Genomic DNA, 14,156 nt, shown 5'->3' on the forward strand with positions numbered 1-14,156 from the left:
TTTGTTGATTGTACTGATGCCATTCCTAGACTTCGATCGCACCGCCGGACGGGCGGAAAGGAATGGAGCACATCTGTACGGCGATGGAAGGTCACATCGAATTATTGAACTATGCAGCGCATGCACTGGAAGAAATGAACGCGCTGATTCCCCGGATCAAGGGCAGCATGCCGGGCATCCGCCAGGCCCATGAAGCCATCGCCAGCTACCTGCATCGCAGCGTGAAGTTCCTGCTGCCCAATTGCGCGGAGATGATCGATCTGCGTGAGCTGCGCCAGGTGCACGTGGACATGGCGCGCCCGCCGTTCGAGGTGATGGCGCTGGAAGCGGCGTGGATCCTGCCTGACGGGTTGCCGGGCTACAAAGGGGCGGGCCATGCGGCGCCCCGGCGCATCGCGCTGTGCCTGAACATGAACAGCGAAGTCGCCGCGGCCTTTCCGGCCACGGAGTGCTTCCTGGACGAACCGGCCGGTGGCGTGGTGGTGATCCCGATCTACTGGCAGGCCGATGCGGCCGCGTGGAAAGTGCCACTGGGAGGGGTGTTCCTGCCGCACCAGAATCCGTTGAGCCTGTACCGGCCAGAAGAAGCCAGCCTGCCCACGCGCCTGGTCAATGCCCCGGTGGAAGCGATGGCGTCCGGGAAACCCTTGCAGCAGTTCCGGGTTGCGCCGTTCGCGCTGCTGCCGGAATGGCACGCCTGGGCGGTGGAGCAGCAGGGCAGTGCGGCGGTGAAGGCGCAGATCGTGCAGGACTGTCGCGACGAGGTGGCCATGCTGTTGCAGACCTGCTGCGTGCTCAACTGCGCCAATGTCGCGTCGGTGGAGCGGCCGGCATCGGTGGCGCTGAACAAGCGGCGGTTGCGCAGAGGCAAGCAGCCGTTCTTCAGCTACCGGGTGTTCGAGGTGGATGGCGCCACGGCCGCGCCGGACGGCACCGGGCCGGGCGGGGGGGCGGCGGGGCCGCGCACCCACGTGCGCCGGGGTCACATCCGGCGATTGAAGGAAAAGCTGGTGTGGGTGCGCGCCGCCATCGTCAACGCAGGCAGCCCCGATGGCCTGCTGCACAAGAGTTACAGGCTCCGCCAGCCGCAGTGACGGCTGCGCCGGAAAGGAGGGCCGGTGCTGCGACCGGCCCTCCAGGCGTGGCATCAGAACTCCTGCCAGTCTCCGTCGGCCAGCTCGGTCGCCATCGGGCGCCCGCCTGCGGTGCGGCGGGCCGGCGGTGCGACCGGGGCCGGAGCTGCCGGGGCGGCGGCACGCGGCGCCGGGGCGGTGACGCGTGGGGCGGTCACTGCCTCGGCTTCGTCGACCACGAAGATCGACACGGCTTCGCTGAGGTGGCCGGCCTGTTCTTCCATGGCGCGGGCGGCGGCGGTGGCTTCTTCCACCAGCGCGGCGTTCTGCTGGGTGGTTTCGTCCATCTGCACCACGGTCTGGTTGACCTGCTCGATGCCGGCCGACTGTTCCTGCGAGGCGGCCGAGATCTCGGCCATGATGTCGGTCACGCGCTGCACCGAGGCGACGATTTCGCCCATGGTGGCGCCGGCCTTGTGCACCAGCGCCGAGCCGTCGTTGACCTTGCCGACCGAATCGTCGATCAGGCCCTTGATTTCCTTGGCGGCAGCGGCCGAGCGCTGGGCGAGGGTACGCACTTCGCTGGCGACCACGGCGAAGCCACGGCCCTGTTCACCGGCACGGGCCGCTTCCACCGCGGCGTTCAGCGCCAGGATGTTGGTCTGGAAGGCGATGCCGTCGATGACGCTGATGATCTCGGCGATCTTCTTCGACGAGGCCTGGATGGCGGACATGGTGGTGACCACCTGGCCGACCACTTCGCCACCCTGCGAGGCGACGCCATGCGCGCCGATGGCGAGCTGGTTGGCCTGGCGGGCGTGTTCGGCGTTCTGGCGCACGGTGGAGGTCAGTTCCTCCATCGAGGCGGCGGTTTCTTCCAGGTTGGCGGCCTGCTGTTCGGTACGGCGCGACAGGTCGCTGTTGCCGGAGGCGATTTCGCCGGCGGCCGAATTGATCGCGCGGCTGGACTGCTTGATGCGAGTAACGATCTCGCTCAGCTGTGCGGCGGTTGCGTTGGCATCGTCGCGCATGCGGGCGAACACGCCCTGGTAGTCGCCGTGCATGCGCACGGTCAGGTCACCCTGCGACAGCGCGGCGAGCAGGCCGGAGATCTGTTCGATGCTGCCGGCGTTGGCGTCGAGCAGGCCGTTGATCTGCTGGGCCAGCTGCAGGAAGAAGCCTTCCTTGTCGCTGGCGTCGATGCGGCCGGACAGGTCGCCGGCGGCGGCCTGGGCGATCACGCGGGCCACTTCGGCCTCGACCAGCGCTTCCTGGGTGCGGTCACGCCATTCCACCACGTAGCCGACGGTGTCGCCGCCTTCATTGCGGATGGTCGAGACCACCTGCGCAAACTGGGCATCGCCGTACTGCATCGGGCGACGGGCGACGCCGTGCGCCTTCAGGTTGCCGAGCAGGGTCTGGTCCATCTCGCCACGGTGTTCCAGCACGGTAACCGGCTTGCCGATCAGCGAGGCCTGGGCGTCGAAGTCCGGCAGGTCGCGGCGCACTTCGTCCTGGTACTGGCTCAGGGTCTGCTGCAGGGCGCGATTGCTGTAGACGATGGTGTTGCTGGTGTCGGTCAGGTACACGCCGGTCGAGCTGTAGTCCAGCGCGGTGCGGATGCGCAGGTTCTCGCGTGCGACGGCCTGGTCGGTTTCGATGCGCTCACGCAGGTCGCGCTGCATGCGCTGCATGGCCTGCATCAGCTCGCCGACTTCGTCCTGGCGGCTGACATCGATGTGGCCATCGAGCTTGCCGCCGGCCACGTCGTTGGCCACCGAGACGGCGCCACGCACGCTGCCGACCAGGGCGCGGGCGAACAGCCAGACCAGCACCAGGCCGAGCGCGGCGCCGCCCAGCAGGGCGATCACGGTCAGCACGGACGAGGCGGCGTAGGTGGATTCGGCCTCTTCGCGCGAGGCGCGGGCGAGGCGGTTGTCTTCGGCGATCAGTGCTTCCAGCGCCGAAGCGGCCTTGCGGTGCTTGGTGCGGGTCTCGCCGACGAAGGTATCGATGGCGTCGTCCGGCAGGTCCAGTTCCAGCATCTCGGTGACGCTGTCATAGGAGGCCAGGGCGTCCTTCCATTCCTTGGCGAAGGTGTCGAACAGCTTCTTCTGCTGCGCATTGTCGACCAGCGCCGGGTAGCCCTTGATCGACTTGTCCATGTTCCCGCGCAGCTCGACGGCCTGCTTGCGCGCGTCGGACTTGACGTCATCGCTGGCGCGGATCAGCTGCTGGTAGGCGGCGTTGCGGTACTCGCCCAGCATGCCGCGCATCTCGCCGGCCATGCGGATGCTTTCCATGCGCGAACCGGCCAACTCGGTGGTGACGTTGTTCAGCGAATGCAGGCCGCGATAGGCGACGATGCCCTGCAGCAGCATCACCAGCAGGAGGACGCCGAAGGTCAGCAGCAGCTTCGGCATCAGTTTCAGGTTGTTGATCCACGGCATGGGCGTTGCGAGCTCCTAAGGCAGACGCGCCCGGGCATCGGGCCCGGTTGCAGCAGAAACCACGCCGGCGCCAGGTCCGGCGTGGTTCGACGGACAGCGGATTACTTGATGTTGGCCAGCTTCAGGCCAGCCGGCGAGCTGACTTCGATTTCCGCACGCGAGGCGTCGCGCTGGATCTTGCCGATCACGCACACGGTCTTGCCTTCCAGGGTTTCCAGCGGGAAGGAGAACTTGCCGCGGTTCTCGCCGGCGATGCGGGCCGAGAAGGTGTGGCGCGGGAAGGCGCCGCCCATGTACAGGAAGGTCGGCTGGCCTTCGGAACCTTCTGCGTAGCGGGCCTTTTCGACCTTGCCACAGACCATGCCGTCCTTGCCGACCGAGCGCGGTGCCAGTTCCGGCGGGATCATGTCGGCCGACTGCGCGAACGCGGAGGAGGCGGTGGTGGCCAGGACAGCGGCCGAGACGAACGCAAGCAGGGACTTCATCGAGGTGTATCTCCGGGGATGGTGATGGTCGTTCCGGTTCTGCGCGCTCCTGCGCGACCGGCTTCTGTCCCCCTATCGGCACCGCCAGGGGGAACTGAAGGGTTGTGTGACCAGAACGTGAAGCAGGTCCGCTGGATCAGGCGGCGGCGTCTTCGGCAACGGCGGCCTGGCCCATGTCGGCGCTGTCGAGCAGGGTCTCGATGTCCAGCAGGATCAGCATGCGGTCATCGTGGGTACCGATGCCGGAGATGAAGCGGGTATCGACGGCGGCGCCGAACTCCGGGGTCGGGCGGATCTGCTCGGCGGACAACGGAATCACGTCCGAGACGCTGTCCACCACGATGCCGACCACGCGGTCTTCCACGTTCAGCACGATCATCACGGTGAAGGCGTCGTAGCGGGCGTTGTCCAGGCGCAGCTTCAGGCGCAGGTCGATGACCGGGACGATGGTGCCGCGCAGGTTGATCACGCCCTTGATGTAGTCCGGGGCATCCGGCACGCGGGTTACCGCGTCATAGCCGCGGATTTCCTGCACCTTGAGGATGTCCACGCCGTAGTGCTCGGCACCGAGGGTGAAGCTGAGGAATTCGCCACCGGCGCTGGCGGCGGAGCTGGTCTTGTCGTTCATCGAGGGGTCCTGGTTCTGCCGGAAGTCCCGGTGTCAGGCTCGATATCGGCCCCTCGCTGGGGGACTTTAGCTGTGGTGCCCGGGGCATCCACGCATGGCGTGGATCCACCGGGGAGCGGTAGTGCCGGCCGGATTGCCTCACATCTCGCCGTTGCGGCGGGCCTTGCGCTGGCGGTCGATACGGAAGATGTAGCGCTGGATGGCGCTGTCGGCGCCGCGCGGCAGGGTGTCGAAGCGCATGCCCACGCGCTTGACCTCGATGCCGTTGGGCTGGCGCTGCGGCAGCAGGTTGCAGACCACCAGTTCGATGTCCAGGTCCGGGCCATCGGGCAGTGACAGCTGCGCCGGATAGCGCTTCTGCAGGCCGAACACCGCGCAGTCGTTGGGCACGACCACAGCCAGGCCGCCGCCGCTGATGTCCACCACCCGCATCGACAACGCTTCGGCGCGGGCTTCGCCGGGCGGCAGCAGCAGCTGCGGCGAGTCGGTAACCGGCGTCTCCAGCCGGTACAGCTCGCGTCGCTGCAGGTGCACCAGCTCGTCCGGCAAGGGCGCACGGAACGCAACGTGGCCGTCGTTGTCCACGCGCTGCAGTTCATGCAGGCGGAACCGCACCAGCACACGTTCAAGCTGGGCGAAGCACAGCAGGTGGTCGGCCTGCTCGGCGGCGCGGTTGGACGCTTCCTGCGGGCTGCCATCGAGCAGCAGGTAGTCTTCGTCCTCGTCAAGATCAAGCAGCGCCGTCGGGAACGAGCGGTCGCGGCCGTCGATATGCGCATTGATCAGCGATCGCTGGTCGATCAGCGAGCGCAGCAACTGGCGCAGCTGGCGCGGGTTGCGGACCAGGAAACGTTCGTCAGCGGCATCGGCCGCGTGGACATCATGCACTGCAGTGTCGTTGCCGTCGGACATGGAATCTACGGTCAGGGGCGGGCGCCAGCACGCGTTGGCGCGAGGCTCGATGGGGATATCGGCCTCTGCATCGGATTATGAAGTGAGAATTACATCACTTTCCATGCGTGAGGGGTCAGATCCCTTTGCCGGAGGAAAGGAACCTGACCCCGATGTGCCACGCAGGTAGATCCATGCCATGCGTGGATGCTTTCCGCGTGGGGTCAGAACTCCTGCCAGTCGCCGTCGACGGCCAGTGCCGGCTGGGCGCTCGAGCCGCGCAGCGTGCGTGCAGGTGCCGGCCTGTGGGCGGGGGCAGCGGCCGCTACCTGGCGCGGCAGCGGTGCGGTGGTCAGGCGCGGCGCGGTGCCCGGGGTCGCCTGCGATGCCAGCCGGAAGCGGGCCACGGCTTCCCCCAGCTGCACGGCCTGGTCTTCCATGGCGCGGGCGGCGGCGGTGGCCTCTTCCACCAGCGCGGCGTTCTGCTGGGTGGTTTCGTCCATCTGCACCACGGTCTGGTTGACCTGTTCGATGCCGGCCGACTGTTCCTGCGAGGCGGCCGAGATCTCGGCCATGATGTCGGTCACGCGCTGCACCGAGGCGACGATTTCGCCCATGGTGCTGCCGGCCTGGTGCACCAGGCTGGAGCCTTCGGCGACCTTGCCGACCGAATCGTCGATCAGGCCCTTGATCTCCTTGGCGGCGGCGGCCGAGCGCTGGGCGAGGGTGCGCACTTCGCTGGCGACCACGGCGAAGCCGCGGCCCTGTTCACCGGCACGCGCCGCTTCCACCGCGGCGTTCAGCGCCAGGATGTTGGTCTGGAACGCGATGCCGTCGATGACCGAGATGATCTCGGCAATCTTCTTCGACGAGGCTTCGATGGCCGACATGGTGGTGACCACCTGGCCGACCACCTCGCCACCCTGCGAGGCGACGCCATGTGCGCCGATGGCGAGCTGGTTGGCCTGGCGGGCATGTTCGGCGTTCTGGCGCACGGTGGAGGTCAGTTCCTCCATCGAGGCGGCGGTTTCTTCCAGGTTGGCGGCCTGCTGCTCGGTACGGCGCGACAGGTCACTGTTGCCCGAGGCGATCTCACCGGCGGCCAGGGTGATGCTGGAGGCGCTGGCCTGGATCTGGCCGACGATCTGGGTCAGCTGGGCGACGGTGGTGTTGGCGTCGTCGCGCATGCGGGCGAACACGCCGTTGAACTGCCCGTCCATGCGTGCGGTCAGGTCGCCGGCGGCGATCGACTGCAGCAGCTGCGACAGCTGGCCGAGGTTGCCGTCGGCCACCTGCATCATGGTGTTGAGGTGCTCGATCATCAGCTTGAAGTCGTGCTGGAAACGCTGGGCGTCGCCGCGCTGGCTGAAGTCACCGGCGGCGGCGGCCTCGGCCAGCTGCTGGATCTGCGTGTTGATCGCCAGCAGGCTGGCCTTGGCCGCGTCCATCGATTCGTGCAGGATCGCGCGGCTGCCGGGCAGGCGGCGCGCATCCGGGGCCAGATTGCCGATGGCGTACTGGTTGAGCACGTCGATGGCATCGCGGATCGCGTCCAGGTGTTCGAAGATCACCGTGTTGATGCCGCCGGCCAGCTGGCCGTAGACACCCGGGAAGTCTTCCGGGATGCGGTGGCTGATGTCCGGGCCAGCATGCATCTGCGCCATCAGCTGGGTCTGCTCGCTGAAGCGGCGCAGCATGGCGGTCATCTCGGCGGTGGCGGCCAGCATCTTGCCGGCCTCATCCTTGCTGGTGGCCTGGGTGCTGACGCTGAGGTCGCCGCGGGCGACGGCCTGGATCGCGTGCACGGCCTTGCCGAGCGGGCCGGTGACGGCGCGAGAGATCACCGTGGCCAGCGCGGCCGCGACCAGCGACAGCAGCACGATGCAGCCGATGATGGCGATCATGCTGGTGCGGTGGGTGGCGTTGGCGGCAGCGATCTTGGCGTCCATCAGGCCGGCGATGTGGGTGCCGAGCGTCTTCATCGCCGCGAACAGTTCACGGCGCGCCGGGCGCGACTGCTCGTCGGAGATCTGCTGCGCGAGCGCGCCGTCACCTGCAGCTACGGCGTCGCGCATCGCCTTGTTGGCGGCGAAGTAGCGCTCCAGCTGCACGTTGGCGGCCTGGTAAAGCTCGCGTTCCCTGGCCAGCGCCGGCAACGCCGCGTACGCGGCCAGTTCCTCGTGCACGGTCCTGGCGGTGTCGTCCATGCGCTTGTTGTAGTCGGTCACCTTGTCCGGCTGGTCGAGCATGCTCAGCAACGCCAGCTCGTAGGTGCGGAATTCACCCAGCTGCGAGCGGGCTTCGCCCAGGTGCTGGACCGACGGAATATCGTTGCCGGCCATCTCGCCCAGCTGCGTGTTGGCCTCGCTCAGGCGCAACAGTGCGAAGGCGCCGAGGACCAGGGTCATCAACGTGGTGAGGGTGAACCCCACGGCCAGCTTGCGGGCGATGGGCAGATCTTGGAACCACTTCATGCAGGGTGCTCCAGGTGGGCAGGGTGCCGCGCAGGTGCGTCGGCCGGGGGTGGTTGCAGAGCGAACGGGAGTGCCCGGTGGGGTTCGGTGACGGCCGTCAATGCGAAATAACGGCGCGGTCCGCGCGGACTTTATGGACGCAGATCACATTCGGTTGCGTAGGGGGGGCGGGCGCGAAAGTGCTGCCGTGACGGGGCTTTCGCTTGCGTGGCGTAGCTGCATGCGAAAGCGCGGCGCCGACGGAGTTCACAGAAGGGATCTGACCCCGGGTGGAATGGGGCGCGCAAACAAAAACCGCCGCCCCGAAGGGCGGCGGTTCTGGACAGCCTGCAATGGGAATCAGGCGGCCTGTGGCATCCGCAGCGAGCGCACCAGGCCGCCGATATCGACGATCAGGGCGACGCGGCCGTCGCCGAGGATGGTGGCACCGGACACCCCGCCGATGCGGCGGTAGTTGTTCTCGATGTTCTTCACCACCACCTGCTGCTGGCCGACCAGCTCGTCCACTTCCAGCGCGATCTTCTGGCCATCGCCCTCGACCACCACCACCAGCGATTCGCTGCCCGGCGCACGGTTGCCGTAGCCGTAGTACTCGCTGAGCGACAGGATCGGCAGGTACTCGCCGCGCACGCGCAGCACGCGGCCTTCGCCGGCCATGCTGCGGATGTCCTCGGCCTGCGGCTGCAGGGCTTCCAGCACATAGGCCAGTGGCAGGATCAGGGTTTCACCGGCCACCGCCACGGTCATGCCATCGAGGATGGCCAGGGTCAGTGGCAGGCGGATCAGCGTGCGCGTACCACTGCCCAGGCTGCTCTCGATCTGCACTTCGCCGCCCAGCGCCTGGATGTTGCGGCGGACCACGTCCATGCCGACGCCACGGCCGGACAGATCGGTCACCGCATCGGCGGTGGAGAAGCCGGGCTGGAAGATCAGGTCCCAGACCTGCGAATCGGTCGGGTTGTCCGGCACGGCCAGGCCACGCTCGTGCGCCTTGGACAGGATCTTGGCGCGGTCCAGGCCGCGACCATCGTCGCTGACTTCGATGACGATGTGGCCGCCCTGGTGCGAGGCGGCCAGGGTGATCGTGCCGGTTTCGTCCTTGCCCGCACCGCGGCGCACATCGGGCATTTCCAGGCCGTGGTCGATCGAGTTGCGTACCAGGTGCACCAGCGGATCGGCGATCTTCTCGATCAGGCCCTTGTCCAGCTCGGTGCCTTCGCCGACGGTGCGCAGGCGCACCTGCTTGCCGAGGCGGCTGGACAGATCGCGGACCAGGCGCGGGAAGCGGCGGAACACCGCGTCGACCGGCAGCATGCGCACGCCGATCACCGCTTCCTGCAGGTCGCGGGTGTTGCGCTCAAGCTGGTCCAGGCCGGCGAACAGGCTCTCGGCAAGAACCGGGTCCAGCGCGTGCGAGACCTGCTTGAGCATGGCCTGGGTGATGACCAGTTCGCCGACCAGGTTGATCAGTGCATCGACCTTGTCGACGCTGACCCGGATCGAGGTTTCGGCTTCCTGGGGTGCGCCGCCGCTGGCCGCGGGCGCGGGTGCGGCAGGTGCCGCAGGAGCCGGTGTGGAAGGGGCTGTTGCGGACGGGGCCTGGGTGGCCAGGCTCGGCGGCGCCGCCGGACGGATGTCCAGTTCGCAGTCGTCCAGCACCCAGGCGAAGGTGTCTTCGATCTTGCTGCGCGGCACCTTGCCGACCAGGCCCAGGTCCCACGCCAGGTGGGCCTCGAGCGGGTCAAGCTGGGCGAAGCCGGGCAGGCGCTCGATGCGCGCGGCGACCTGCAGCGACCCGAGGTGTTCCAGTTCGCGGATGATGCGCAGCGGATCGTTGCCGCTCATGAACAGCGACGGTGCCGGGGTGAAGCCGATCTGCCAGGCTTCCGGCGTGTCGTCCACCTTGGCGGCCGCGGCGGCCGCGGCGGCCGGGGCGCTTGGCGCGGCCTGGCCGGAGAGCACCGCTTCCAGGCGTGCCTTCACCGCGGCGACGGCCGCGGGATCGGCGGCCTGGCCGTGTTCGGCTTCGCGCAACAGGGCGCGCAGCACGTCCACCGAGGACAGCATGGCGTCGACGGCGTGGCCTTCCAGTGCCCGCTTGCCGGCACGCAGCTCATCGAGCAGCGTTTCCAGCACGTGGGTCAGGCCGGCGATCGCATCGAAGCCGAAGGTGCCAGCGCCGCCCTTGATCGAGTGGGCGGCGCGGAACACCGAATTGATGATCTCCGCGTCCTGCTGCCCCGATTCCAGGGCCAGCAGGCCAGCCTCCATCGCGTCGAGGCCTTCGCGGCTCTCCTCGAAGAAGGTGGCGTGGAAGCGTTGCAGGTCCATGCTCATGGCAGTGGTGGTCCGGAAGCGAAGAAGGGGAGCGGTGCCGGGCGATCAGCCCAGCACTTTCTGCACGGTGGCGACCAGCTGTTCCGGATTGAATGGCTTGACCAGCCAGCCAGTGGCACCGGCGGCCTTGCCTTCGGACTTCTTGTCGGCGGCCGACTCGGTGGTCAGCATCAGCAGCGGGGTGAACTTGTAGTCCGGCAGCTGGCGCAGTTCGCGGATCAGCGCGATGCCGTCCATGTTAGGCATGTTGACGTCGGTGACCACCGCATTGAAGCGCTGGCCCTTGGCGCGACCGAGCGCGACCGCGCCGTCTTCAGCTTCTTCGACGGCAAAACCGGCCGAGGTGAGGGCGAAGGAAACCATCTGGCGCATCGACGCCGAATCGTCCACCACCAAGATACGTGCGCTCATGCAGCGTTCTCCACAGATTTCAGGTTGTCATGGGTTGCGTCCAGGCCCAGGGCCTGGGTGACGCCCAGCAGGCGCGCGGCGTCACGGAAGGTTGCGGAGCAACCGTGGAAGCCGGTGCCCAGGCCTGCCTCGCGGCGGGCCTGCACGAACGCACACAGCACCTGTATGGCGGCGGTGTGGATGCGGGCGACCTGGCTTGCATCCAGGGTCAGCTCGCCGGCCTGCGCCACCAGCGGGGCGAGGCGGTTCTTGAGCTCGGTGCTGCTCTCGATGCCGAGATCCCCACCCAGTTCGACAGTGCTCATCGTTGCTCCGGACAAACGGTTCCGTGATCCATAACGGCACCCCGGCGGGGTTCTTTAGAAGAATCGGCGCGATGCGCCGACTCAGCTCAACAGTTGCGTGGCGTCGAGCAGGATCATCGGGCGCTGGCTGACCCGGGCCACGCCGCGGAACAGATCGTTGGAGATCTGGCAGATGCGCGCGGTATCGGGTGGCTCGATCTGCGAATCGGTGAGGTTGGCGACATCTTCCACGGCCGACACGCGCAGGCCGATGGTCTCGCCGTCTTCCTCCAGCACCACGATGCGGGTCTGCGCGTCGTCCTCGGCGGCGGCGGCACCGAGGTGCAGGCCGAGGTCCATCACCGGCACTACCTGGCCACGCAGGTTCATGATGCCGAGCATGGCCGGTGCGGTGCCGCGCAATGGCAGCAGCGGCACCGGCAGTACCACTTCCTGCACCTTCAGCAGCTCCAGCGCATAGGCCTGGGTGCCGCAGCGCAGGCGCAGCCAGCGCGAGGTGCGCTCGCCGGCGCGGCGGTTCTGCGGGTGCGGGCTGCTGGCCGGGTGGTGCGCCTGCGCCTGCAGTTCCTGCCAGCTGCTGGGGCGGCTGGCTGCGGGGGCGTCCACGGCGACCCGCGGTGGCGGTACGGCTGCGGCGCGTGCGGTGGGTGCGGCGGCTGCTCGCGGTGCTGCCGGTGGTACCGGCGCCGCAACCACGGCCGGCGGCGGCGTGGCGACGTCTTCGCCGCCCGCGGCAGCTTCGAACGCCGCCTGCAGGCCCGGGCTGTCGGTATGGGCGAGTTGATGGCTGTCAGCCGTATCGGTCTCGTAGATCACCTCGTCCGGGAGGTCGTCCCAGGTGGGTTCCGGGCCGGGGCTTGCGGTGACCGGCGCCGGGGCCGTCTCGTGCAGCAGCTCGTCTGGCAGGTCATCCCAGGTCGGTTCGCCTTCGGCGACGGCAGGTGTTGCGGCGGCCTCGAATGCGGCCTCGAGCGCGGCGTCGTCCGCGGCCGGGGCAGCGCCCACGGTGTCGGTTTCGTAGATCACTTCGGCCGGCAGGTCGTCCCAGGTCGGCTCGCGCTCGATCGTTGCCGCCGCCTCGAACGCGGCCTCGAGCGTGGCGTCGTCCGCGGCCGGGGCAGCGGCCACGGTGTCGGTTTCGTAGATCACTTCAGCCGGCAGGTCGTCCCAGGTCGGCTCGCGCTCGGCGGCCGCTTCGCTCGGCGGGGCGCTGGCGGGCGGCGGCGCAGCGGGTGGCGCTGCGACAATCGCTTCGCCCAGCAGTTCGTCCAGGTAGTCGTCCAGTACGCCGGTGCTGTTCATGCGGCCTGCTCCAGGGCGCGAGCGTCCTCGCCGAGAATCCAGTTCAGGGCGCGGCGATACGCGGCCAGGCCGCGGCCCGGGTAGTCCTCACCGACGCTGGGCAGGGTGAGGCCGGCGGCATTGCTGATGCGGGTGTCGATCGGAATCGCGTCTTCCCATACGCGCGCGCCGTGACGGTCCTGCATGGTGCGCAGCGATTCGTTGCCGGCGCGGGTGCGGCGATCAAACAGAGTGGGCAGGATCGAGATCGGCAGCGGGCGGCGGCGCGAGCGCTCGACCATCTCGCCGGTGCGGACCATGCCATCCAGGCCGTGCAGGGCCAGCGGCTCGGCCTGGGTCGGGATGATCAGGCGGTCGGCGGCGGCCAAGGCATTGATCATCAGCAGGCCGAGGGTCGGCGCGCAGTCCAGCAGGATGTAGTCGTGCTGGCCCTGGTGGCGTGCCAGTGCATTCTGCAGGGCCAGGCCGAGGCCGGGCTGGTTGGCGCTGCGGCGCTCCAGCGTGGCCAGTGCCGACTGCGCGCAGACGTAGTCCAGGCCGTGGATGCTGCTGGCATGGCAGAGGCTGGACAGGTCGGCCGGTGGTGCGCCGAACAGTTCCAGCACGCCGGCCGGCGGCGGATCCACCGGCACGCCGAAGGCGCGGCTGAGCGAGGCATGCGGATCGAGGTCGATCAGCAGCACGCGGTGGCCGAGCGCGGCCAGGCCGCGGCCGAGGGCGAGGGTGGTGGTGGTCTTGCCGACTCCGCCCTTCTGGTTGGCGACTGCCCAGATGCGCATCGGTTTACTCCTTCATTGCCGGGGGAACGGCGGCGCCGACGCGGCTGCCAGCCGGCACCGGCGGCAACTTCACCGGTGCGATGGGGGAGGTGGGGGCGCTAGCCGGAGTTGCGGCGGCTTGTTCGGTGGCGCTGGTGTCGACGGCGCCGGTGGCAGCGTTCAGGCGCTGCCCGAGCGGATCGACCGAGTGCGAGGTGTCGGCCAGGATGATGACCATCACCCGGCGGTTGCGGTTGCGGCCCTGCGCGCTGTCGTTCTCTTCGCGCGGGCGGAACTGGCCGTAGCCGACCATCGCCAGCCGTGACGGCTGCACGCCCTGGTCGGCGAACAGGTGCACCACGCTGGCCGCGCGCCCGGCCGACAGTTCCCAGTTGGAGGGGAAGGTGGCGGTGGCGATCGGCACGTTGTCGGTGTGGCCTTCCACGCGCACGCTGTTGGGCACATCGCGCAGCACGTCGGCCAGGCTGGCCAGGGTCTGCCGTGCGTGCACGTCCAGCGCGGCCGAACCGGTGGGGAACAGGATGTCACTGTTGATCTCGACCTCGATCCACAGTTCGGTGCGGCGCACGCTGATCATGCCGCGGTCGATCAGCGGCGCCAGCGCGGCGGTGAGGCGGTCGGCGATGCTGTTGAGCTGGCGCTCGGCGCGCGCGATCTGTTCCTGGTTGTGCACCGATACCGGCATGCGCATCTGCGAGGCCATCGACGGCAGCAGCGTCGGGTCATGCGACGGGGCCGGTGCGGACGGACCGATCTTGGTGCCGGACTTGATCACCGACGGGCTGTCCCAGCCGCCACCCTGCACCTGCTTGTTGCCGACCTGCACCGGGTTGATGGTGCGCGGCGCACCACCGAAGGCGTCGGTGAGCGCGTCGGCCATGATCCGGTACTTGCCCTCGTTGACCGAGGAAATGGCATACATGACCACGAAGAAGGCGAGCAGCAGCGTCATCAGGTCGGCATAGGGGATCGCCCATGCTTCATGGTTGGCGTGCTCTTCGTGGTGCTTGCGGCGGGCCAT

Annotated in this window: 12 protein-coding genes; 1 reads left to right on the forward strand and 11 read right to left on the reverse strand. The window is 68.4% G+C overall.

Translation table 11 applies throughout. The annotated features are described in order from the left end of the window. The first annotated feature begins 62 nt into the window (after nt 1-62). Complete coding sequence (locus AC5P7U_RS16750) at nt 63-1,094, forward strand: hypothetical protein (protein ID WP_197563901.1); 1,032 nt, start codon at nt 63-65, stop codon at nt 1,092-1,094. A 53-nt stretch (nt 1,095-1,147) separates the two neighbouring features. On the opposite strand, the gene AC5P7U_RS16755 is transcribed toward AC5P7U_RS16750, so the two are convergent. From AC5P7U_RS16755 to motD, 11 genes are all read right to left on the reverse strand, one after another. Further along, nucleotides 1,148-3,523, reverse strand: a complete 2,376-nt coding sequence (locus tag AC5P7U_RS16755; RefSeq protein ID WP_197563900.1) for a methyl-accepting chemotaxis protein — start codon at nt 3,521-3,523, stop codon at nt 1,148-1,150. A 101-nt stretch (nt 3,524-3,624) separates the two neighbouring features. Continuing rightward, nucleotides 3,625-4,008 carry a hypothetical protein gene (locus tag AC5P7U_RS16760; RefSeq protein WP_006442858.1) on the reverse strand — a complete coding sequence of 128 codons (384 nt, stop codon included), beginning with the start codon at nt 4,006-4,008 and terminating at the stop codon, nt 3,625-3,627. A gap of 136 nt (nt 4,009-4,144) precedes the next feature. Further along, on the reverse strand, nt 4,145-4,636 hold the full coding sequence (locus tag AC5P7U_RS16765; protein ID WP_006442860.1) for a chemotaxis protein CheW: 492 nt from the start codon (nt 4,634-4,636) through the stop codon (nt 4,145-4,147). 138 nt (nt 4,637-4,774) lie between these two features. Then, nucleotides 4,775-5,548, reverse strand: coding sequence for a flagellar brake protein (locus AC5P7U_RS16770; RefSeq protein ID WP_006442864.1), 774 nt, complete (start codon nt 5,546-5,548; stop codon nt 4,775-4,777). Between the two features lie 203 nt (nt 5,549-5,751). After that, on the reverse strand, nt 5,752-8,001 hold the full coding sequence (locus AC5P7U_RS16775; RefSeq protein WP_414555046.1) for a methyl-accepting chemotaxis protein: 2,250 nt from the start codon (nt 7,999-8,001) through the stop codon (nt 5,752-5,754). Between the two features lie 339 nt (nt 8,002-8,340). After that, the gene (locus tag AC5P7U_RS16780; RefSeq protein WP_308308315.1) at nt 8,341-10,338 is read right to left on the reverse strand and encodes a chemotaxis protein CheA; all 1,998 of its coding nucleotides are present in this window, start codon (nt 10,336-10,338) and stop codon (nt 8,341-8,343) included. A gap of 45 nt (nt 10,339-10,383) precedes the next feature. Further along, nucleotides 10,384-10,749: a response regulator gene (locus AC5P7U_RS16785; protein WP_005409521.1), complete on the reverse strand. Its 366-nt coding sequence runs from the start codon at nt 10,747-10,749 to the stop codon at nt 10,384-10,386. Further along, nucleotides 10,746-11,054 carry an STAS domain-containing protein gene (locus AC5P7U_RS16790; protein ID WP_006442868.1) on the reverse strand — a complete coding sequence of 103 codons (309 nt, stop codon included), beginning with the start codon at nt 11,052-11,054 and terminating at the stop codon, nt 10,746-10,748. The genes AC5P7U_RS16785 and AC5P7U_RS16790 overlap by 4 nt, the downstream gene beginning before the upstream one ends. An 81-nt stretch (nt 11,055-11,135) precedes the next feature. Next, nucleotides 11,136-12,356 (reverse strand): chemotaxis protein CheW, encoded by a 1,221-nt coding sequence (locus AC5P7U_RS16795; protein WP_414555047.1) that lies wholly within the window; start codon nt 12,354-12,356, stop codon nt 11,136-11,138. Then, entirely contained in the window at nt 12,353-13,135 is a 783-nt protein-coding gene (locus tag AC5P7U_RS16800; RefSeq protein ID WP_071229213.1) for a ParA family protein, read from the reverse strand. Before AC5P7U_RS16800 ends, AC5P7U_RS16795 begins: the two co-directional genes overlap by 4 nt. Nucleotides 13,136-13,139: 4 nt before the next feature. Next, nucleotides 13,140-14,156 (reverse strand): flagellar motor protein MotD, encoded by a 1,017-nt coding sequence (gene motD, locus AC5P7U_RS16805; protein ID WP_053512011.1) that lies wholly within the window; start codon nt 14,154-14,156, stop codon nt 13,140-13,142.

The organism is Stenotrophomonas sp. YJH_SMC_57 (assembly GCF_059369755.1).